This is a genomic window from Streptomyces yongxingensis, assembly GCF_055597465.1.
The window spans coordinates 5,326,455-5,346,599 of sequence record NZ_CM145717.1 but is presented as its reverse complement, the minus strand read 5'-3'; the positions used below and the strand labels follow the sequence as shown (position 1 = coordinate 5,346,599).

At 69.6% G+C, this 20,145-nt stretch carries 19 protein-coding genes and 1 rRNA gene; 7 read left to right on the top strand and 13 right to left on the bottom strand.

The window, feature by feature from the left end; all coding sequences use genetic code 11:
* Positions 1-39 precede the first annotated feature (39 nt).
* A 5S ribosomal RNA gene (gene rrf, locus ACZ6TD_RS22865) occupies positions 40-156 on the top strand.
* Positions 157-530: 374 nt separating this feature from the next.
* On the opposite strand, the gene ACZ6TD_RS22860 is transcribed toward rrf, so the two are convergent.
* From ACZ6TD_RS22860 to ACZ6TD_RS22830, 7 genes are all read right to left on the bottom strand, one after another.
* Positions 531-2,405 carry a type IV secretory system conjugative DNA transfer family protein gene (locus ACZ6TD_RS22860; protein WP_471356900.1) on the bottom strand — a complete coding sequence of 625 codons (1,875 nt, stop codon included), beginning with the start codon at positions 2,403-2,405 and terminating at the stop codon, positions 531-533.
* A 1-nt stretch (position 2,406) separates the two neighbouring features.
* Complete coding sequence (locus tag ACZ6TD_RS22855; protein WP_471356898.1) at positions 2,407-3,822, bottom strand: ATP-binding protein; 1,416 nt, start codon at positions 3,820-3,822, stop codon at positions 2,407-2,409.
* 73 nt (positions 3,823-3,895) lie between these two features.
* A complete protein-coding gene (locus tag ACZ6TD_RS22850) occupies positions 3,896-5,452 on the bottom strand; it encodes an SCO6880 family protein (RefSeq protein WP_471357951.1) in 1,557 nt (518 codons plus the stop codon).
* A 2-nt stretch (positions 5,453-5,454) separates the two neighbouring features.
* The gene (locus ACZ6TD_RS22845) at positions 5,455-6,774 is read right to left on the bottom strand and encodes a hypothetical protein (protein WP_471356895.1); all 1,320 of its coding nucleotides are present in this window, start codon (positions 6,772-6,774) and stop codon (positions 5,455-5,457) included.
* On the bottom strand, positions 6,764-7,654 hold the full coding sequence (locus tag ACZ6TD_RS22840; RefSeq protein WP_471356892.1) for a DUF8175 domain-containg protein: 891 nt from the start codon (positions 7,652-7,654) through the stop codon (positions 6,764-6,766). Before ACZ6TD_RS22840 ends, ACZ6TD_RS22845 begins: the two co-directional genes overlap by 11 nt.
* A 317-nt stretch (positions 7,655-7,971) precedes the next feature.
* Positions 7,972-8,280 carry a hypothetical protein gene (locus ACZ6TD_RS22835; protein WP_009716148.1) on the bottom strand — a complete coding sequence of 103 codons (309 nt, stop codon included), beginning with the start codon at positions 8,278-8,280 and terminating at the stop codon, positions 7,972-7,974.
* Between the two features lie 328 nt (positions 8,281-8,608).
* Complete coding sequence (locus ACZ6TD_RS22830) at positions 8,609-8,863, bottom strand: DUF397 domain-containing protein (RefSeq protein ID WP_471356889.1); 255 nt, start codon at positions 8,861-8,863, stop codon at positions 8,609-8,611.
* A 225-nt stretch (positions 8,864-9,088) separates the two neighbouring features.
* Between ACZ6TD_RS22830 and ACZ6TD_RS22825 the strand changes: the two genes are divergently transcribed.
* Positions 9,089-10,096 carry a bifunctional lytic transglycosylase/C40 family peptidase gene (locus ACZ6TD_RS22825; RefSeq protein ID WP_037954960.1) on the top strand — a complete coding sequence of 336 codons (1,008 nt, stop codon included), beginning with the start codon at positions 9,089-9,091 and terminating at the stop codon, positions 10,094-10,096.
* A 235-nt stretch (positions 10,097-10,331) separates the two neighbouring features.
* Positions 10,332-11,045, top strand: coding sequence for a phosphatase PAP2 family protein (locus ACZ6TD_RS22820; protein WP_471356886.1), 714 nt, complete (start codon positions 10,332-10,334; stop codon positions 11,043-11,045).
* Positions 11,046-11,163: 118 nt separating this feature from the next.
* On the opposite strand, the gene ACZ6TD_RS22815 is transcribed toward ACZ6TD_RS22820, so the two are convergent.
* Both ACZ6TD_RS22815 and ACZ6TD_RS22810 read right to left on the bottom strand, forming a co-directional pair.
* On the bottom strand, positions 11,164-12,777 hold the full coding sequence (locus ACZ6TD_RS22815; RefSeq protein ID WP_471356883.1) for an FAD-binding oxidoreductase: 1,614 nt from the start codon (positions 12,775-12,777) through the stop codon (positions 11,164-11,166).
* 168 nt (positions 12,778-12,945) lie between these two features.
* On the bottom strand, positions 12,946-13,149 hold the full coding sequence (locus tag ACZ6TD_RS22810; protein WP_471356880.1) for a hypothetical protein: 204 nt from the start codon (positions 13,147-13,149) through the stop codon (positions 12,946-12,948).
* 95 nt (positions 13,150-13,244) lie between these two features.
* On the opposite strand from ACZ6TD_RS22810, the gene ACZ6TD_RS22805 reads away from it, so the two are divergent.
* Together ACZ6TD_RS22805 and ACZ6TD_RS22800 are read left to right on the top strand one after the other, a co-directional pair.
* On the top strand, positions 13,245-14,162 hold the full coding sequence (locus tag ACZ6TD_RS22805) for a hypothetical protein (RefSeq protein ID WP_471356877.1): 918 nt from the start codon (positions 13,245-13,247) through the stop codon (positions 14,160-14,162).
* Between the two features lie 127 nt (positions 14,163-14,289).
* Positions 14,290-14,622 (top strand): hypothetical protein, encoded by a 333-nt coding sequence (locus ACZ6TD_RS22800; RefSeq protein ID WP_471358918.1) that lies wholly within the window; start codon positions 14,290-14,292, stop codon positions 14,620-14,622.
* 265 nt (positions 14,623-14,887) lie between these two features.
* On the opposite strand, the gene ACZ6TD_RS22795 is transcribed toward ACZ6TD_RS22800, so the two are convergent.
* The gene (locus ACZ6TD_RS22795) at positions 14,888-15,292 is read right to left on the bottom strand and encodes a metal-sensitive transcriptional regulator (RefSeq protein WP_385219369.1); all 405 of its coding nucleotides are present in this window, start codon (positions 15,290-15,292) and stop codon (positions 14,888-14,890) included.
* 192 nt (positions 15,293-15,484) lie between these two features.
* Between ACZ6TD_RS22795 and ACZ6TD_RS22790 the strand changes: the two genes are divergently transcribed.
* A complete protein-coding gene (locus tag ACZ6TD_RS22790; RefSeq protein ID WP_030837909.1) occupies positions 15,485-16,105 on the top strand; it encodes a DUF47 domain-containing protein in 621 nt (206 codons plus the stop codon).
* A gap of 8 nt (positions 16,106-16,113) precedes the next feature.
* Positions 16,114-17,112, top strand: a complete 999-nt coding sequence (locus ACZ6TD_RS22785; RefSeq protein WP_471356872.1) for an inorganic phosphate transporter — start codon at positions 16,114-16,116, stop codon at positions 17,110-17,112.
* 157 nt (positions 17,113-17,269) lie between these two features.
* On the opposite strand, the gene pstB is transcribed toward ACZ6TD_RS22785, so the two are convergent.
* The 3 genes from pstB to pstC are packed head-to-tail and all read right to left on the bottom strand — an operon-like array spanning position 17,270 to position 20,123.
* Positions 17,270-18,046 (bottom strand): phosphate ABC transporter ATP-binding protein PstB, encoded by a 777-nt coding sequence (gene pstB / locus ACZ6TD_RS22780; RefSeq protein WP_471356869.1) that lies wholly within the window; start codon positions 18,044-18,046, stop codon positions 17,270-17,272.
* A 26-nt stretch (positions 18,047-18,072) separates the two neighbouring features.
* Positions 18,073-19,137 carry a phosphate ABC transporter permease PstA gene (gene pstA, locus ACZ6TD_RS22775; protein WP_471356866.1) on the bottom strand — a complete coding sequence of 355 codons (1,065 nt, stop codon included), beginning with the start codon at positions 19,135-19,137 and terminating at the stop codon, positions 18,073-18,075.
* Entirely contained in the window at positions 19,134-20,123 is a 990-nt protein-coding gene (pstC, locus tag ACZ6TD_RS22770; protein WP_471356863.1) for a phosphate ABC transporter permease subunit PstC, read from the bottom strand. Before pstC ends, pstA begins: the two co-directional genes overlap by 4 nt.
* Positions 20,124-20,145 lie beyond the last annotated feature (22 nt).

Here is a 20,145-nt window from a genome sequence, read left to right as displayed (position 1 = left end):
CATGTGTATGGGTTGGGTCCGGTGTTTGTTTCATAGTGTTTCGGTGGTCATAGCGTTAGGGAAACGCCCGGTTACATTCCGAACCCGGAAGCTAAGCCTTTCAGCGCCGATGGTACTGCAGGGGGGACCCTGTGGGAGAGTAGGACGCCGCCGAACGATTTTTAGCCTCGGTCCCGAGTACATAGTGCTCGGGACCGAGGCATTTTTGCGTTCAGCCCCCATTTCCGTCAGACGACTTTCGAGCTGGGTATGACCGGCAGGGTCCCGGCTGGTCGCGGGTTACTGCTCGGCGCTTGGAGGACTGGCCCGATGTGGTCCTCATGGGTGTGCGCATGTCCCGCCTCGATGGGCTGGCCGCTCTCCAGGGATCAGCCACCTGCAGGATCCGCCCCAGGCAGGACCCCCGCCGAGGGGGTTCGCCAACGCCGTGCGCGCGGTGGCGGCCGGGAACGCCATGCTGGCCCTCACTCGTCACCAAGCGGATCGTCACGGCCTACGCCGCGCGGCGACCCGGCGGGGTGTGCGTGCCGTCAGTGCGACTCCTGGCCCACCAGGGAGCGGTGCGGCCAGCGGGCTCGGGCCTGTTCCTGGGAGCGCATCAGGGCCAGTGTGGGCAGGCCCTGGTCCGCGCCCTGGGCGAGGAGGTCGGGGAGTGCCGGGAGCGGGGCCACGGCGGCGACGTCGTCCAGGACGAGGGTCAGTGGTGGGTCGAGCCGACCGGAGGATGACCGTTCGGCCATGCGCCGGCCGTGCTCGACCACGTGTGAGGCGAGTGCGGTCAACAGCGGCATCGCACCCGGCTGGGTTCGGGGGTCCTCGATGGATTCGCCCATCAGATAAAGCGTTCCCCCTTCGGCGACGAATGACTCCAGCGCGAGTGTGTCGGCGCGCCCCGGATTGCAGGCGTCCCGGATGTGGATCGAGGAGAGCGCGCCGAGGGCACGGGCAGTCAGTTCCTGGGCCATGTCGCGGCGTTCGCGATGGGCGGTGAGCGTGGCCTCCAGCTCGCCGGCCGCGCCGCCCGCGGCCTTGGGATGCGTGCGGAGGATCTTCACCGGCTCGTGGGCCGAGCTGCCCTGCGCCCAGCGGTGCACATGGCGGAACGGCCGGCCGTCCACCGCGGCGGCGTGCAGCCAGCACCGCAGCATCGTCTCCGCGGCCTCCGCCAGGGGCCGGTCCATGGCGTGCATGGGCCTTACGGGGGCGAGGAGGGCGGTGGCGCGGGCGGCCGCGATATCGCGGGAGCCGCAGTCCGCCGCCGGGTTCCAGCGCAGCCGGGCGGGGGTGTCGAGCAGATGGGTCGGGTCGAAGACGTGGGTGGGGCCGAGCTTGGCGCGGGTGTCCTTGGTCGTGGCCCAGAGCTTGGGATCGCTGGTGACGACGAGGACGGGGCCGACGGCCTCCAGGACGGTGTGCGCCGCGGACTCCCCGCGCTGGGCGCCGAAGAGGACACGGGACCGGGCCGACTCGCCGTCGGGGAGGGCGGCCGACGTCAGCGGGCCGCTGCGGGGGGTGGGGAGCGGCTGCGGTGCGGATGTGGGGTCGAGCGGGGCGTACAGGTCGTCCTGGGCCGGGGGAGTGGTCGCGCTCCCGGTGCGCGCGTCCGGTGTGCCGGCTCTCTGCTCGGTGATGTGGGGATGCGGTTCGGGGCCCGTTCCGGCGGGCGCTTCGGCGGCGACGGCCTCGGTCGGCTGGTGGTGACCGGCGGCGGGTGCGATGACGCCGTCGCGGGGGAGTGCCTCGGCCGGGCCCGGTGCGGGGAGCCCGCTGGAGCGGTCTGGAGCGGCGGTGCCGGGCGAACCCTCAGGGGGCCTGGCGGAGGCGGCTCCTGGGGCCGCTGAGGTGCTTCCAGGGCCGGGGGCGGGTGGAGGTGGTGCCTCGACGCCAGGGGGCGCCTCCACGCCCGTACCGTTGGCGGTCGCGGGGTCGGTGCCGTCCTTCGCGGTCTTCGTGCCCGTAAGGCCGAGGCGCTTCGCCTCCGCCGCCTTCGCGCGGGCGGTGGCGCGGGCGACGCGGCGCTGGGCGCGGACCGTCCGGTAGCGGGCCAGTGTGCCCATCACGAAGATCGTCAGGACGATCAGCACCATCAGCTCGCTGATGAAGATGCCCCAGAACAGTCCGTACCCCGACAGCTGGTCCTTCGGGGTGTCGGGCCATGCCGCCGCCAGGTCGTGGGGCTCCTGCAGCAGATGGCGCAGCGCCACCGGTGCGCGCATGAAGGTCAGGTTGTCCGGCCAGGCGCCGCGGGCGAAGAGCCCGGCCAGACCGGTCGCCGACCACATCAGGCCGAGCGTGCCCAGCAGGAGGGCGATGGCGCCGACCAGCAGGCCGTCCGGAATGCCGCGTTCCGCGGACGGAGGTCTTCCGTGCTCCGCGGGCCCGCCGTGGTTCTGTCCCGCTGCCATCTCACGCCACCGTGGATCCGTACGACGGCCCGCCGTAGGTGTCCGCCTCCGCCGCCTCGACCGCCGCGGCGGCGCGCTCCTCGGCCTCCGCCTCGGCCGCCATCTGTACGGCCAGCGCGTCCTCCGTCATCGCCCGGTCGGTGTAGACGAGGGGCCGCTCGGCCTCGGTGATCAGGTGTTTGACGACCTGTACGTTGCCGTTGACGTCCCACACCGCGATACCGGGGGACAGCGTGGGGATGATCTCGACGGCCCAGCGCGGCAGGCCCAGGACGCGGCCGGTGGCCCGTGCCTCGTCCGCTTTCTGGGCGTAGATCGTCCGGGTGGAGGCCATCTTGAGGATGGCCGCGGCTTCCCGTGCCGCCGCGCCGTCGACCACGTCGGAGAGGTGGTGGACGACGGCGACGAACGACAGGCCGAGCCGTCGCCCGAACTTCAGCAGCCGCTGGAAGAGCTGGGCGACGAAGGGCGAGTTGATGATGTGCCACGCCTCCTCGACCAGGAAGATGCGCTTCTTACGGTCGGGACGGATCCAGGTGTGCTCCAGCCAGACGCCCACGATGGCCATCAGGATCGGCATCGCGATCGAGTTGCGATCGATATGGGACAGGTCGAAGACGATCAGTGGTGAGTCCAGATCGATTCCGGCCGTGGTGGGGCCGTCGAACATACCGCGCAGATCACCGTCGACCAGCCGGTCCAGCACCAGGGCGACATCGAGGCCCCAGGCCCGTACGTCGTCTATATCGACGTTCATCGCCGCCGCGGACTCCTCCTCGGGGTGGCGCAGCTGTTCCACGATGTCGGTCAGCACCGGCTGGCGGTCGACGACGGTCTCGTTGACGTAGGCGTGCGCGACCTTCAGGGCGAACCCGGAGCGCTCGTCGAGCCCGTGCCCCATCGCGACCTCGATGATCGTGCGGAGCAGGGCGAGCTGACCGGTCGTGGTGATCGCCGGGTCCAGGGGGTTCAGGCGGATTCCGCCGTCCAGGGCCGCCATGGGGTCGAGCCGGATGGGCGTTATCCCCAGCTCCTGGGCGATGAGGTTCCATTCGCCGACGCCGTCCTCGCCCTGGGCGTCCAGCACCACCACTTGGCGGTCGCGGAACCGCAGCTGGCGCAGGACATAGGTCTTCTCCAGGGCCGACTTGCCGTTACCGGACTCGCCGAGCACCAGCCAGTGGGGGGCCGGCAGCTGCTGGCCGTAGAGCTGGAAGGGGTCGTAGATATAGCCCTTGCCGGAGTAGACCTCACGGCCGATGACCACGCCGGAGTCGCCGAGGCCGGGGGCCGCGGTGGGGAGGTAGACCGCCTGGGCCTGGCCGGTGGAGGTGCGCACGGGCAGCCGCGTCGTCTCCACCTTTCCGAAGAGAAAGCTGGTGAACGCATCGGTGATGACGCTCATCGGATCGGCCACGGCGGAGCCCCTATCGTCCCTGTCGTCCCAGTCGTGTCTATCAGCTCTATGGGCTGTATCGGCTCTGTCTGCGCTAGCGGCGGATGCCGGTCGCGAACGGCAGCGTGTTCACAAAGGCCCGGTGGTGCTCACGGTCGCACCACTCCAGCTTGAGGTAGCTTTTCCCCGCCGAGGCGCGGATGGTCCGCTTGTCGCGCGCGAGGGCCTCCGGCGACCGGGAGGACACGGTGATGTAGCCGACGAGGTTGACGCCCGCGGCGCCGCTGGCGAGGTCCTCGCCGCGCTGGTCGAGCCGGCCGTGGGCGGCGATGTCGCGCGGGTCCACGGTGCGGTTCATCTTCGCGGCGCGGCTGGCCTCGGCCTCGTCGTTGGTCTTCTCGGTGAGCATCCGCTCGATGGCGACCTCGGTGGGTTCGAGATCCATACAGACGGCGACCGTACGGATGACATCGGGGGTGTGGACGAGCAGCGGGGCGAGGAAGTTGACCCCGACGGGCGTCATGGGCCATTCCTTCACCCAGGCCGTGGAGTGGCACCAGGGCTCGCGGGTGCTGGACTCCCGGGTCTTGGCCTGGAGGTAGGTGGGCTCCATGGCGTCCAGCTCGGCGGGCCAGGCGTTCCGCTTGGTCATCGCCTGGATGTGGTCGATGGGGTGGTCCGGGTCGTACATGGAGTGGATGAGCGACGCCAGCCGCCCCTGCCCCAGGGGCTGGCGCACCCGGATGTCGGCCTCGGCGAGCCGGGCGCAGATGTCGGTCAGCTCACGGGCCATCACCACGGCGAGGCCCGCGTCCTTGTCGAGCCGCCGGCCGCCGCCGCTGTGACGGGCGGCGCGCGCGATGGCCTGGGCCTCGGCGGCCAGGTCGCGGGTGTAGTGCATACAGGCGACGAGATAGGCGCGGTGCTGCTCGGAGGAGGTGGAGACCATGGACTGCAACTGGTCGTAGGAGTCCTTGAGCCAGTTGGGGGCCTGGTCGTCGCCGCGCCGCTCGACGTCCTTGGCGTGCGCGTCGGGGTCGGCGGGGAGGGTGCGGGCCAGCATCTGCAGCCGGGTCACGAAGCCGTCGCCGTTGGCCACATGCTTGAGCAGGGTGCCGAACCGGTCGACGAGGGCCTCCTGGTCCTCGCTGTCGCGCAGCCCGACGCCGGGGCCCTCGATCTCGATGGCGGCGGTGACGGTGCGGCGGTCGGCGTGCAGGAGCACGGCGATCTCGTCGGGGCCGAAGGGGGCGGCCAGCCAGTTGATCCGGCCGATACCGGGGGGCGGGCCGACCTCGATCTCACGGCCGTCCAGGCGGGTGCCGGCCTCGGCGGCGCCGGAGCGGTAGGCGGTGGTGCCCTTACGGACGCTGCGCTTGTAGGAGCGGTTGATCTCGAACCAGCGGTAGAACGTCCGCCCGTTGTACGGGACGTACACGGCGGCGAGGGCGAGGGTGGGGAAGCCGACCAGGGCGGTGATACGGAACATCAGCACGGGCACCAGCAGCCCGCACATCATCCCGAGGAACGCCCCCGCGATGATCAGCGCGATCTCGCCGGTCTCGCGGTTCTTACCGACGATCGCGTTCGGGCGGGGACGCCCGATCAGATATGTGCGACGGGGCGCGATGGGGTGCGACTGGGCGTCGATCGTCACCGCCGGTCACCTCCCGAGTTGTTGCCGGAGCTGCGGTTTGTGGCGGAGCCGGCGCCGGAGCCTCCGGTGTGGCCGGTCCGGCTGGCGGGCGCGGGGCTCCCGCCGCCTCCGCCGCTGGTGCGGGTGGAGTGGGCCGCCACACCGCCGGAGACGGGGTTGGCGGGCTTGGCCTGCCCGGGGGCGGCGCCGCCTCCGCCGGTCTCGCCTCCGCCGCGGGCGCTGTGGGTGTTGATGCCCTGCTTCACCAGGGCGGCGGGGGAACTGATGACGGCGGCGGCCTGGCGGGACGCGGGGTCGGCGCTGGCGCTGCGGGCCTTGACGATCTCGTCGCCGAAGCCGGGCACGAAGCGGTAGATCATCGCGCTGGCGAAGATGGCGAGGATGATGATCGACAGGCCGGAGACGACGGCCGAGAAGGCGTCGGGCTTGTCGCCGTTGGTGGAGAGCGCGCCGGCGAGGGCCAGGACGGTGATGATCACCGGCTTGACGAGGATCACGGCGATCATGATGCCCGCCCAGCGGCGCACATGCCCCCACATGTTCTTGTCGACGAGGCCCGCGTAGACGGCGGTGCCGAGCAGCGCGCCCACGTAGAGGAGGGCGGCACGGATGACGAGCTCGAGGCAGAGGACGCCGGCGGCGAGGATCGTCACGAGCGAGACGACGATGAGCATGATGGGGCCGCCGCCGATGTCCTCGTCCCGCTTGAGCGCTTGGGAGAAGGAGCCGAAGAAGGCGTCGTTGTCCGCACCGGTGCCGGAGGCGATGGCGTCGGTGACGGCGTCGGTCGCGGTGACGACCGTATAGAGGATGAGGGGGGTGAAGGCGGAGGCCAGGACCGTCAGCCAGAGGAAGCCTATGGCCTCGGAGAGCGCCTCGCCGAGGGGGACGCCGCGGATGGCGCGCTTGGCGACGGCGAGGAGCCAGAGGATGAGGGTGAGGACGGTGGAGGCGGCGAAGACGACGGCGTACTGGCGGAGGAATGCCTCGTTGGTGAAGTCGACGTTGGCCGTCTCCTTGACGAGCTTGGAGAGCTTGCCGACGAGCCAGGAGGCGGCGTCGGCGCAGCCGCGGGCGAGGGAGGCGGCGGGGTCGAGGGGGTTGGAGGGGTCGGAGCTCGGAGAACCGCCTCCATTGCCCTTGCAGAGGTCCTTGAGCTGGCCGTCCCCGATGCCGTCGCAGCCGTCACTGGTGTCGGACGGACTCGGAGTCGGCGAAGGGGCAGCGGCGGCACGCGTTGCCAACAGCACAGCAGCAGTCTGGACGCATGCGACTGCGGCGCTGATCGAAAGGGCACGACGGCGATTAACGGGCATACGTGAACCCTCCGAACCCTTGTACGGCATTGGCCATGTCCTCAGCTGAGGAAGCAGCTTGGTCGCGGCCGACAGGTGCCGGGCCGTTCTTCTGGGTGTACTGGGTTACCTTCCAGTCGCCCTTGATCCATTTCAGCTTGAAGGTATCCGTGTACCAGCTCTCGGCGACCGGGTTCTTGGACCCCTCTCCTGCCAGGCCGAAGAGCTGTGAGTGCCAGACGGCAACCTGAGCCTCGTCGTCCTTGAACTTCTCCACCTTGGCGCCCACCGGATTGGCGCGGGAGACGAAGGTCATGCCGTCCGGAGGATCGCCACTGGCATCGAGGCCGGCATTGGAAAGGATCTTGTTGTTGGAGAACGCCTTATTGAGTTCGTCGAGTCGCGCACCAGCTACGCCGGGGGCATAGATCGTGTTCACGATCGCTTTGCGACGGTCTGCCTTGAACATGCCGTCAGACCCCAGCGCCACCGCGTAGTTCGCCGCCGCGCTCTGGGCGCCTTGCTCCGATTTGGCGAAGCCCGAGGCGATACCGGTCGTGCCGTTCTTGCCGTCGACCGGGCGTTCGCCGGTGGGGGCGGTGGGGTGGGCTTCGGTGCTGGTGCCGCCTGGGTCGCCGCCGCTGGAGTCGCCGTCCTTGCCGTCGCCGCGGTTGACGAAGGCGATGGCCGCGAGGAGGAGAACGACGACGCCGACCACCGTGATCAGATTGCGGCTGGGCTTGGCGCGGCCGGGGGCTCGGCGGGGTGGACCGTAGGGGTCGCCGTCGCCCTCGGGCAGGCGGGTGCGCGTCAGGTGACCTCCGGGGGCCGCGCCACGTCCGCGGCGCGCCTCATGGCCCTCGTAGTCACCGCCGTATCCGTCGTCGCCGCCGAGACTCATCCTGCGTACGCCCCTTCACCCGTGCCGAGCCTGCCGAGCCTGCTGATACCGCCGATCCCGCCGATTCTGCCGACCGCGTCATCCATGGTCTCTCTTCCGTCACCCGCATACGACGGTAACGGCGAGGACTGACGCTCGGGCGCGCTGGTGTGAGTGGACATCAAGCTGACACGACCTCAGCGTGGTGAGCGGGAGCGGGCATCAGGGCAGCCTCGGGTACGGGGGGTGGAGCCGGTAGGGGGAGTCGGGAGCGGAGGCTTGCGGCCAGGGGTGTGCGCCCCGCGCGGAGGGGCGGCTCGGGACGGGCGGGGGCGGGGCTAGATGGCCATGCCGTAGACGATCGTGAAGAGCGTGCCCAGCGATCCGATGATGAACACACCGGTCAGGCCCGCGACGATCAGCCCCTTGCCCTGCTCCGCGCTGAAGGTGTCCCGTAGGGCCGTCGCGCCGATCCGCTGCTTGGCCGCGCCCCAGATGGCGATGCCGAAGCACAGCAGCAGTGCGACCGCCATCACGACCTCGATCATGACGCGGGCCTCGCTGCCCAGGCTGCCGAACGGACCCCAGTCTGGGGCGATTCCGCCGATGATGGTGTTGATGTCGCCCTTTTCGGCCGCTAGGAACATGATGAACTCACCGCCCCTTGTGGGTTGTTGTGTCTCTTCGCCGGCATGGCGTGGGTCAGCCTCTATCTTCGCTGATGAATCCGCTTCCGCATGTCGACTTGGCGGCATTTCTTGGCGGATCTCGTGCGTGTTGTGGGACACGCCCGTCCGGCGGGCGTGTGAGGCATGTCAACGGAGTGTCGTATGGTCACTCTGTGTATCACGCGGGTGGACATCGGGCAACGATCCGTGAGGGGCTGAGGGGCTGAGGGGCTGAGGGGCAGGGCCCTTGGCGAAGGGGCATGAGTGCGCCCGCGCTCAGCACCCCCGCCCGCCGCGCCCCGCCCTCTCACTTCCCCGCGGGCTCGTCGGTCTCTGTCTCCGTAAGGTCCGCGAAGTCGTCGAACTCGCCCGCCTTGACGCCCTTGATGAACGCGTCCCACTTGGCCCGGGTCGTGACGACCACGGTCTCCGGGTCGTTGCTCTCGCGCATCAGGATCTGGTCGTCGGGGCCCACGGCCACCTCGAGGTAGGCGGCGCCCTCCTCCAGGTCGGCGGGTGCGGCCCGCTGCCAGTCGAGCTCTTGCCGGTCGAGCCGTGTCATCTGCGGTCCCCAGGGGTCGTGGTGCTCGGACGGCTGGACTCTACGCGGTCCCCGGCCCCGCGAGAGGCGGCCGAGGTGGGGCGGTGAGGCGTGCGGGGCGGGTCGACGGCGCATAAGGGGGCGCGCGTCGGCGGCCGTCGTATGGTTTCGGCTGGGGAGCGGCTGATTTTCGCCGTGCGAGCGGAAACACGTTCGCATGGCGGGTGAATGGGGGAGGATGGCCGGGTGCGTAAGGTCTGGCTGGGTGTCAGTGTCGGTCTCGGAGTCTCCTTTTCCTTCGTCGCGCTGCTCGTCGTCGGTACCTACATGGTCGCGGCGGACCTCGTCGGCGGTGCCGGTGGTAAGGCCGTCGGGCTGGCCAAGGGCGCCGTTCCCGCCACGTACGAACCGCTCATCCAGCGGTACGGGAACTCCTGCCCGGCCATCAACCCCGCGCTCCTCGCCGCGCAGCTCTACCAGGAGAGCGGCTGGAACGCGAAGGCGCAGAGCCCGGCCAACGCCAAGGGGATAGCGCAGTTCATCCCCGCCACCTGGGCCTCGCACGGGGTCGACGGCAACAAGGACGGCGTCAAGGACATCTGGGACCCGCAGGACGCGATCCCTTCGGCGGCCGCCTATGACTGCTCGCTCGCCAAGTACGTCAAGGACGTGCCGGGCAATCAGACGCACAACATGCTGGCCTCGTACAACGCGGGCGCCTATGCCGTGATCAAGTACGGCGGGGTGCCGCCTTACCGCGAGACCCAGAACTATGTGAAGACCATCACCACCCTCGCCAAGAGCTTCGAGGCGCCGATCCAGAAGGTCCAGCCCTCCCAGCAGTCGGCCGGGGCGATCTACTTCGCGCAGAAGCAGCTCGGCAAGCCCTATCTCTGGGGCGGGAACGGCACGCCGGAGGAGGGCGGACGGTTCGACTGCTCGGGGCTGACGAAGGCGGCGTACAAGACGGTCGGCATCGATCTGCCGCGCGTCGCCAACGACCAGTGGAACGCCGGACCGCACCCCAAGCGGAGCGAGCTGCTCCCCGGTGATCTGGTCTTCTTCGCCTATGATCTCGACGACCCGAGATCGATCCACCACGTGGGGATCTATGTGGGCGGTGGCTACATGATCAACGCGCCCTACACCGGCGCGGTGATCCGCTTTGACAAGATCGACTCGCCGGACTACATCGGTGCTACGCGGGTGACTCAGGATGGCGCGAAAGCGCTGCCGCGGGCGAACCCCGCGTAAGGATTCGCCCTGAGCTGCGACGATCGGTCACCCTTCGATAACGTCCCGGTGATCGTTGGGTGGAGTACGGAACCCCTGGCGAGAAGAGGGCGTTCCCTGGAGGTGGATCGAGGCGTGGATCAGCGTGGATCGACGGCGGACTCTCCGCGCCGGCCGCGTTGCGACGGCTCGCAAGGCGTTACGGGGGGTCGGCAGCTGCACGTAGTGACAGGCAAGAGATAAGGGGCCACGGCATATGGCTGGACTCGCACTGGACGGGTCGAACCCCGATGTCAGCCTTCTCTACGACATCAACGGGCTGGCGAAGAATGCCCCGCACTGGTTCGACCGCGTCATGGAGTTCGTCGGCGAGTACGGGATCATCATCGGGCTCGCCCTGGTGACCCTGGCCGCCTGGTGGAGCGTGCGGAAGCGCCCGCAGGAGGCGCCGTCCGCCGTCGCCGGGCTGGTGTGGGCCCCGCTGGCCGCCGGGCTGGCGCTCATCGCCAACATCCCCATCCGCGGCTTCGTCGAGCGGCCCAGACCCTTCAAGGACCATCAGGGGCTCGACGTCCTGGTGGCGGGCAAGACCGACTTCTCGTTCGTCAGCGACCACGCGACGCTGACCATGGCGGTCGCCGTCGGCGTCTTCATGGCCCACCGCGCCTATGGGGCGGCCGCCATAGGGCTCGCGCTGCTGGAAGGGTTCTGCCGCGTCTATATGGGCGTCCACTACCCGACCGATGTGATCGGCGGGTTCGCCCTGGGGACGGCGGTCACGCTGCTGCTGGCGCCGCTCGCGATGATGCTGTTGACCCCGCTGACCACGGCGGTCGCGGGTTCGCGCGTCGGTCGGCTGATACGGGCCGAGCCCGCCGCCACCGACAGGGACGCGGACGAGGCACGCGCGGAGCTCGCCGAGTCCCGCTCGGTGGGCGGCGACCACGGGAACAAGGACCTGGCGGCCTAGCGGCACCCTTACGGACGCCACGAACACGGATGCGACGAAGGCCCGGCGGCTGCCGGGCCTTCTGTCATCTCCGCGGATGGGCCGCTGCCGAGGTCGCGCGAGTCCCTGGCGCAAGACCTCACAGCGCCTGCGGGAAGTCGAAGAGCCGGTCCGGGTCGTAACGCTTCTTCACCCGCGTCAGCTTGTCGGCGGCCGAGCCGTAGTAGGCCGAGCGCCAGTCCTTCAGAGACGCGTCCGTGTAGTTCTGGTACGCCGCCCCGGAGGCATACCGCCGCATCGCCTTGTGGGCGCCGTCCAGCCAGGCGTTGCCCGCGGTGCCCGAGCCGCCCGCCGCCCAGGACGCGGTGTACTGGGCGAGGAACCGCGAGCGGCGGTGGACGAAGGACGTCGCCGTGGGCGAGACCCGGTTGACCGCCCCGCCGAGCGCGGTGAGCGCGATGCTGACCGCGCCCCCGCCGCCGGTGCGCCGCCCGTAGCGCTCCAGCTGGTCCAGCATCGCCCGGACGCCCGCCTGGCTCAGCGAGCGGTCGAAGAAGTCCGAGCGCGCCGCGTAGGTCTCGCGGTTCAGCACCCCGGAGGTGCTGCGGCCGGGCTTGTCGCCCGGCAGATGGCAGTTGGCCGTGGAGGTGTCGCCGCAGCCCGCGTACATCCGCATGGCGTCGACGTAGCCGCGGCGGCGCAGGCTGACCTGCGAGGCGGGGCCGGGGCCGCCCGGTCCGTCGGCGAGCTTGTCCACCGCGTTCTGCAGCGCGCTGTAGGTGCCGAGCGAGAAGCAGCTGATGGAGACGGTGGGGGTGCGTCCGGGGGCGGCCGACAGATGCAGCGCCGACCAGATCTCGTCCGGCTGGTCCGGGCCCCACTTCTGCCAGGCGCTCAGCACCTTCGCGGCCTTGGACCATGGCCATGACATGTAACAGGTCACGCCGTCGGCCGCGTCATGCGTACGGAAGCGCAGTTCGGTGACGACGCCGAAGTTGCCGTTGCCCGCACCGCGCAGCGCCCAGAACAGCTCGGCCTCGCGGCTCTTGGAGACCTGCAGGGCCTTGCCGTCCGCGGTGACGATGGTGGCACCCGTAAGGCTGTCGGCGGTCAGCCCGTACGCCCGGGAGACCACCCCGTGGCCGCCGCCGAGGGTCAGTCCGGATATGCCGACGCTCGGGCACGAGCCGCCGGGGACGGTGACCCCTCGGGCGCCCAGTGTGGTGTAGACGTCGATGAGCTTGGCCCCGGCGCCGATCCGCGCCTCGCCGGAGGTCGTACGGATCGAGGAGAGCGCGGAGACGTCGATGACGAGGCGGCCGTCGCCGCTCGACCAGCCGGCGTAGGAGTGACCGCCGTTGCGGATCGCGACGGGGGCGCCGTGGCGCCGGGCGAAGTCCAGACAGGCGGAGATGTCCGAGGTGTTCTCTATATAGGCGACGGCGGCGGGGCGCAGATGGTCGAAGCGGGTGTTGTAGAGCCGGCTGGCGGAGGTGTAGTCGGAGTCTCCGGGGCGCACCAGGTCGCCCTGGAGGTCCTCGCCGAGGGCGCTCCAGTCCGCGGACTTGGGCTTGCCGTCGACGGCGCGGCGACTGCCGCTCGCCGAGGCCGAACGGGCGTCCGACGTCGAGGAGGAGGAGCCGACCGGGCTCGTGTCACCGCCGGCCTTTCCCGCGTCATCGTTGCACGCGGTGACCCCTGCGGCGGTGGCCGTCAGCCCCGTGCCCGCTGCCAGCAGTGTCCGCCGGTTCATGGCGGTGTCCCCTCCCTGTCGACGCTGCTCTCAACCGTCGACCGGGCCACCGCGAAGTCGGCCCGGTCCCTTGGTCAGAGGGGTGGGCCGGGGGGTGTGGTTCCGCTCGTGGCCGAAGAGTTGTCGGGGGACGGACAACCCGCGCCAATCGGACGAGTCCGATCCGAACTAATCGGACGAGCCCGATGAATCGCCTGTATCGGGCGGGGTGTGACGGGCCGTCGCATGGTCCGCCGCGTCATCGCGGGCGACGGCTCTGGCGCGACGGGCCGGACCGGACCAGCCGCAGGTGCAGCGGGCGATGGAGAAGGAGCCCCGCTCCACGGTGGTGGTGCGGTTCTGGCCGGGGCCTATGTCGCCTGAGTCGAGCACATGACCACGCTACCGGGCCGTGACGAGCCACCGGTGTGAATCGTTAAACGAACAAGTACCAAGCGGGACGAGCGTGGCCAGGGGGTCGGCGGTCGATGGTGTTCCAGCAGCGCGGGCTCGGCGTGCGGAGACGGGTGAGAGCGGTCGCCGGAGCCGTGTCGGGCGGCCTGCTGGCCGTGTCGCTGGCGACCCTGAGCGGCTGCTCCACCGAGACGGCGGCCGATGAACGTCCGGGCGGCACCGCGCGCGAGAGCGCGGTCACGGTGCTGCACCGTGCCGCGGATGTGCTGGTCAAGTCGGGCAGCTCACGGGTCCGTACGACCATGGAGACGGCGACGGGCGGCACCCGCGTGTCCATCCGGGGCACCGGCGCGTACGACTTCGAGAAGCGGCTGGGACGGCTGCGGCTGCTGCTGCCGAGGGATGCGATGGGAACCGCCGAGCATGCGCCGATCACCGAACTCCTCACCTCCGGGGCGCTTTTCATGCGCAATCGTGGTGCGGGCATTCCCCGCGACAAATGGGTGCGGGTGGATACGACGGACATTCCCGACGGCAATCTGGTCACCGGCGGGGCCACGGATCCGCTGACCGCCGCCGAGCTGCTGCGCGGGGTGCGGGAGGCCAGCCTGGTCGGCGAGGAGGGGCTCGGCGGGGACCTGGTGCGCCACTACCGCGGCACCACCGACATCGGCCGGGCGGCGCGGGCCGCGTCGGAGGGCGCGCGGGGGCCGCTGGTGGCCGCGGCCAGGGGGTTCGACGAGAGCAGGGTGCGCTTCGACGCGTATCTCGACGGACTCGGCCGGCTGCGCGAGGTGCGCCACCGGTTCACGGTGACCAGCCGGGCCGATGCCCAGGAGGGGGCGGAGAGCCCGGACGCCGCCGGGCGGCGGCGCGGCGAACTGGGGGTCGCCTCGACCACGGAGCTGTACGACTTCGGGGCCCCCGCCGAGGTTGAGCTCCCCAAGCCCACGGATATCTACACAGGAAAGGTCGGATCACCTCAGAAGTAGTCGGAGGGGCCCGCTTTGCCCTTCGAAATGGCCCATCCGTGCCATGCGCGGAGTGTGTACCGATCCCTACGCTGGGAAGCCGCTGCTCGAAAGTGCTCGCAGGTGCTCGCTGGAGGAGGTGAAACACGTGGTTGCGCGTCGCGGCTCGTCGGGCCCGGACCCCGTGGCCCTCGTCGAAATCGATCTCTACGGTGACTTGATGATCGCTGCGTCGAGCGCGGACGAGGACAGGCTCAGTACGGACCGTATCGACGAGGTGCTCCGGGTGCAGGCCGACCGATCAGATTCGGCCGAGGGGGCCACGGGCGCCAAGGGAAACGGGAAGGGCGCCGAGGGAAACAGAACGGGCGCCGAGGACAGGAGGCGCGCCGAGGAGGCGAAGCGCGCGGAGAAGGTGAAGCGCGCCGAGGAGGCGAAGGCCGGCCCGGAGGCCGGTGCCGGGAGCCCGGACGCCCCGTAGCGGACGCCCCCTGGCAATGTCGATGCCGCCGTCTCGCCGGCGGGCGCCCAGTGGCCCCGTCCGGCGAGAGGCGAGCGGACGGTCATGTCCACGCCCGGGAACGGGCCGGTACCGAGGCTGACCCGAAAGCGCCCCGCGCCGGCCCGCAGACGGCCCGTACCGGCGCTCACCCGGGAACGGCCCGTACCGGCGGGCGCTCGGCAACGGCCCGCACCAGTGCTCACCCGGGAACGGCCCGTACCGGCCGGTCGGCCCGTACCCGCGCTCAGGTCCGCAGCAGCCGGGCGATGGCCGCCGTGGCCTCGGCCACCTTGGCGTCGACCTCTCCCGTGCCCTCCGCCTCGCCCTGGGCGGCGCTCTCCACCGCCGCGCTGGCGACACAGTGGCGCAGATGCTCCTCGAGCAGCTGGAGGGCGAAGGACTGGAGCGCCTTGGTGCTCGCCGAGACCTGGGTGAGTATGTCGATGCAATAGACGTCTTCTTCGACCATCCGCTGCAATCCCCTGATCTGGCCCTCGATCCGGCGCAGCCGCTTCAGGTGCTGATCCTTTTGTTTGGCGTATCCATGCCCACCGTGGGGTACGGAGTCCTGGGCGGAGGTGTGCCCGGACGCCTGGCCCCGCTCGTCGCCGTCGGTGGGCGCGGTGGTGTCGGCCGCCGTGGTCGTCATGGCTTCCTCCCGTTGATTACGCAATGTCCGCATATACCCCCAGTGGGTATATGGTACCGCCTTTTCCGGTCGAACCGGGCCCCCGTGCTGAGCACTCTGCCCCATGGGCGACACTGGGGACGCCGGTTACCGTGGCCGGAAGATGCGCCTAGCATCGTCGAGTCCCCATCCGCTGCATTCCGAGGATCCCCAGTGCGCTTTCGTCTGACCCCCAGGGAGACGAGCTTTTACGACATGTTCGCCGCGTCCGCGGACAACATCGTGACCGGCTCCAAGCTCCTGATGGAACTGCTCGGGGCGGACTCCTCCGCTCGTGCCGAGATCGCGGAGCGGATGAGGGCCGCGGAGCACGCGGGAGACGATGCCACGCACGCGATCTTCCACCAGCTGAACTCCTCCTTCATCACGCCGTTCGACCGCGAGGACATCTACTCCCTGGCCTCGTCCCTCGACGACATCATGGACTTCATGGAGGAGGCCGTCGACCTGGTCGTCCTCTACCAGGTCGAAGAGCTGCCCAAGGGCGTCGAGCAGCAGATCGAGGTGCTGGCGCGGGCGGCCGAGCTGACCGCCGAGGCGATGCCGAATCTGCGCACCATGACCAACCTCACGGAGTACTGGATCGAGGTCAACCGGCTGGAGAACCAGGCGGACCAGATCCACCGCAAGCTCCTGGCCCACCTCTTCAACGGTAAGTACGACGCCATCGAGGTGCTCAAGCTCAAGCAGATCGTCGATGTGCTGGAGGAGGCGGCCGACGCCTTCGAGCATGTGGCCAACACGGTCGAGACCATCGCCGTCAAGGAGTCCTGAGCCCGGGCATGGACACCTTCGCGCTTGTCGTGACCATCGCGGTCGCGCTGTTCTTCACCTATACCAACGGCTTCCACGACTCGGCCAACGCCATCGCGACCTCGGTCTCCACCCGGGCGCTGACCCCACGGGCGGCGCTCGCGATGGCCGCCGTGATGAACCTCGCGGGTGCCTTCCTGGGCAGCGGCGTCGCCAAGACCGTCAGTGAGGGCCTGATCGCCACCCCCACCGGCGACCAAGGCATGATGATCTTGTTCGCCGGACTGGTCGGCGCGATCGCCTGGAACATGGTGACCTGGTACTACGGTCTGCCGTCCTCCTCCTCGCACGCGCTGTTCGGCGGGCTGGTCGGCGCGGCGCTCGCGGGGGCGAGCACGGTGCACTGGGACGGGGTGCTGGAGAAGATCGTCATCCCGATGATCCTCTCGCCCATCGTCGGCCTGGTGCTGGGCTACTTCGTGATGGTGATCATCCTCTGGATCTTCCGTGACGCGAACCCGCACAAGGCCAAACGCGGCTTCCGGATAGCGCAGACCGTCTCGGCGGCGGGCATGGCGCTCGGCCACGGCCTCCAGGACGCCCAGAAGACCATGGGTGTTGTGGTGATGGCCCTGGTCATCGGGGGTGTCGAGGACGAAGGCGACGCGATTCCGGTGTGGGTGAAGATCTCCTGCGCCGCGATGCTGTCGCTCGGCACCTACGCGGGCGGCTGGCGCATCATGCGCACGCTGGGACGGCGGATCATCGAGCTGGACCCGCCGCAGGGGTTCGCGGCGGAGACCACGGCGGCAGGCGTCATGTACACGGCGTCGTTCATGTTCCAGGCGCCCATCTCGACCACCCATGTCATCACCTCGGCGATCATGGGTGTGGGGGCGACCAAGCGGGTGAGCGCGGTCCGCTGGGGGGTCGCGAAGAACATCATCCTCGGCTGGTTCATCACCATGCCCGCGGCGGCCGGAGTCGCCGCGCTCAGCTACTGGATCGTCAACCTGGCCTTCGGCTGACCGCCGCACACACGAAGTGTGGGCCCTGGAAAGCGGGCCCGTGAACATGGAAGTGGGCCCGCCCCCGGGAGCCAGGGGCGGGCCCTTCGTCTTGCGGTGGCACCGCCATGCAGCACCGCAGGACGTTCTGTCCTCGCCGGTCGTGCGAGGGGCCTGGTCAGCCGAAGCGGCCGGAGATGTAGTCCTCGGTCGCCTGCACCGACGGGTTGGAGAAGATCCGCTCGGTCTCGTCGATCTCGATGAGCTTGCCCGGCTGGCCGACACCGGCCAGGTTGAAGAAGGCCGTACGGTCCGAGACGCGCGCCGCCTGCTGCATGTTGTGCGTCACGATGACGATCGTGAAGCGCTCCTTGAGCTCACCGATCAGGTCCTCGATGGCGAGCGTGGAGATCGGGTCGAGCGCCGAGCAGGGCTCGTCCATCAGCAGTACATCGGGCTCGACCGCGATGGCGCGGGCGATGCACAGCCGCTGCTGCTGACCGCCGGAGAGCCCGGCGCCCGGCTTGTTGAGCCGGTCCTTGACCTCGTTCCACAGGTTGGCGCCCTTGAGGGACTTCTCGACGACGCTCTCGAGCTCGTTCTTCTTGTACGAGCCGTTGAGCTTCAGCCCGGCGGCCACGTTCTCGAAGATCGACATCGTCGGGAACGGGTTGGGGCGCTGGAAGACCATGCCGACCGTGCGCCGCACGGAGACCGGGTCCACCCCCGAGCCGTAGAGGTTCTCGTCGTCGAGCATCACCTTGCCCTCAACACGTCCGCCGAGGGTGACCTCGTGCATCCGGTTGAGGGTGCGCAGGAAGGTGGACTTGCCGCAGCCCGACGGGCCGATGAAGGCGGTCACCGAGCGGGGCTCGACGGTCATCGAGATGTCCTCGATGGCCTTGTGGCTGCCGTAGTAGGCGGTGAGCCCGCTGACGTCGATGCGCTTGGCCATGTGAATCACTTCTCTTCTTCTTGGCCTCAGCGGCCGGACTTCGGGGCCTTCCAGCGGGCGATGCCGCGGGCCACCAGGTTCAGGATCATGACGAAGGCGATGAGGACGAGCGCCGCTGCCCAGGCCCGGTTGAAGGATGCCTCGTTGCCGAGCTGCCACTGCTCGTAGATGTAGTAGGGCAGCGACGACTGGGCGCCTTCGAACGGGTTGTTGTTGATCCCCGCGGCACCGAAGACCAGCAGCACGATGGGCGCGGACTCACCGGCGATACGCGCGACCGCGAGCATCACACCCGTGGTGATCCCGCCGATCGCGGTGGGCAGCACCACCTTGAGGATGGTGCGCCACTTGGGCACGCCGAGCGCGAGGGACGCCTCACGCAGCTCGTCCGGGACCAGCTTGAGCATTTCCTCGGTCGAGCGGACGACGATCGGCATCATCAGGATGGCCAGCGCCATGGCACCGGCGAAGCCCGAGTAGCTGAAGCCGAGGATGATGATCCAGAAGCTGAGGATGAACAGACCGGCGACGATCGAGGGGATACCGGTCATCACGTCGACGAAGAAGGTGACGGCCTTGGCGAGCCGGCCGCGGCCGTACTCCACCAGGTAGATGGCGGTCAGCAGGCCGATCGGTACGGCGATGAGCGCGGCGAGGCCGACCTGCTCCAGGGTGCCGATGATCGCGTGGTACGCGCCACCGCCGGGCAGGATCGTCTGCACGCCCTCCATGGAGTGGCTCAGGAAGTAGCCGTCGAGCACCGTCCGGCCCCGGTCGATGGTCTCCCAGATCAGGGAGAGCAGCGGGACGACGGCGAGCAGGAAGCAGACCCACACCAGGCTGGTGGCCAGCCGGTTCTTGGCCTGCCGGCCGCCTTCGACCACGGCGCCGAGGGCGTACGAGGCGATGATGAAGATCAGGGCGGCGATCAGGCCCATCTGGAAGGGATTGCCCATTCCGAGGGCGGTGCCGATGCCCGCTCCCAGGGCCACGGAGACCACCACCAGGCCGTACGGGGCCCATCCGGGCAGCCGGGCCTGCTGGAGGCTCGAGCCGTGGCGCGAGGCGTTCTTGTCAACGACAGTGCTCATGCGGCGGTCCCCGAGTACTCCTTGCGGCGGGCGATGATCATTCGCGCGGCGCCGTTCACCAGCAGGGTGATGACGAACAGCACCAGACCGGAGGCGATCAGCGCGTCACGGCCGTCGTTGCCGGCTTCCTTGAAGCGGCTGGCGATGTTCTGGGCGAAGGTGCCGCCGCCCGGGTCCAGCAGGCTGGTCTCGATCAGGAAGTTGGGGGACAGCACGGTGGCGACCGCCATGGTCTCGCCGAGCGCGCGGCCGAGGCCCAGCATCGAGGCGCTGATGATGCCGGAGCGGCCGAACGGGAGGACGGCCATCCGGATGACCTCCCAGCGGGTCGCGCCGAGCGCCAGCGCCGCCTCCTCGTGCATCTTCGGGACCTGCCGGAACACCTCGCGGCTCACGCTGGTGACGATCGGCAGGATCATGATCGCCAGCAGGATGCCGACGGTGAACAGGGAGCGCGCGGCGCCGCCCTGGTAGCTGAGGATCCCGGTCCAGCCCAGGTAGTCGTCGAACCAGGTGTACAGGCCGGTCAGATGCGGCACGAGGAAGAGCGCGCCCCACAGGCCGTAGACGATGCTGGGGACCGCGGCGAGCAGGTCGATGACGTAGGCGACCGGGGTGGCCAGCCGGCGCGGGGCGTAGTGCGAGATGAACAGCGCGATGCCCACCGCGATCGGGACCGCGATGAGCATGGCGATGATCGAGCTCACGACCGTGCCGTAGGCGAGGACGGCGATGCCGAACCGCATCGGCGAGGAGCCGGTGTTCCACTCGAAGGTGGTGAGGAAGTTGGCGTCGTCCTTGGAGATCGCGATGGCGGCGCGGTAGGTGAGGAAGGCCGCGATGGCCGCCATGATCACCAGCAGGGCGATACCGGAACCCCGGGAGAGGCCGAGGAAGATCTTGTCGCCGGCGCGGCCGGTGGAGCGGGTCCTGACCTTGGATGGTGACCCTGCGGCTGTTGATGTGGGTTCTATATCCGTTTTCATGGGTTCTCCGGTCTGCGGAGCC

What these genes read in the sequence shown, in the direction of transcription:
- ACZ6TD_RS22845 (WP_471356895.1), bottom strand. Translation starts at nt 6,774, where the DNA reads ATGCCCGTTAATCGCCGTCGTGCCCTTTCGATCAGCGCCGCAGTCGCA.
- pstC (WP_471356863.1), bottom strand. Translation starts at nt 20,123, where the DNA reads ATGAAAACGGATATAGAACCCACATCAACAGCCGCAGGGTCACCATCC.
- ACZ6TD_RS22785 (WP_471356872.1), top strand. Translation starts at nt 16,114, where the DNA reads ATGGACACCTTCGCGCTTGTCGTGACCATCGCGGTCGCGCTGTTCTTC.
- ACZ6TD_RS22840 (WP_471356892.1), bottom strand. Translation starts at nt 7,654, where the DNA reads ATGAGTCTCGGCGGCGACGACGGATACGGCGGTGACTACGAGGGCCAT.
- ACZ6TD_RS22820 (WP_471356886.1), top strand. Translation starts at nt 10,332, where the DNA reads ATGGCTGGACTCGCACTGGACGGGTCGAACCCCGATGTCAGCCTTCTC.
- ACZ6TD_RS22815 (WP_471356883.1), bottom strand. Translation starts at nt 12,777, where the DNA reads ATGAACCGGCGGACACTGCTGGCAGCGGGCACGGGGCTGACGGCCACC.
- ACZ6TD_RS22835 (WP_009716148.1), bottom strand. Translation starts at nt 8,280, where the DNA reads ATGTTCCTAGCGGCCGAAAAGGGCGACATCAACACCATCATCGGCGGA.
- ACZ6TD_RS22805 (WP_471356877.1), top strand. Translation starts at nt 13,245, where the DNA reads ATGGTGTTCCAGCAGCGCGGGCTCGGCGTGCGGAGACGGGTGAGAGCG.
- ACZ6TD_RS22795 (WP_385219369.1), bottom strand. Translation starts at nt 15,292, where the DNA reads ATGACGACCACGGCGGCCGACACCACCGCGCCCACCGACGGCGACGAG.
- ACZ6TD_RS22830 (WP_471356889.1), bottom strand. Translation starts at nt 8,863, where the DNA reads ATGACACGGCTCGACCGGCAAGAGCTCGACTGGCAGCGGGCCGCACCC.
- pstB (WP_471356869.1), bottom strand. Translation starts at nt 18,046, where the DNA reads ATGGCCAAGCGCATCGACGTCAGCGGGCTCACCGCCTACTACGGCAGC.
- ACZ6TD_RS22860 (WP_471356900.1), bottom strand. Translation starts at nt 2,405, where the DNA reads ATGGCAGCGGGACAGAACCACGGCGGGCCCGCGGAGCACGGAAGACCT.
- pstA (WP_471356866.1), bottom strand. Translation starts at nt 19,137, where the DNA reads ATGAGCACTGTCGTTGACAAGAACGCCTCGCGCCACGGCTCGAGCCTC.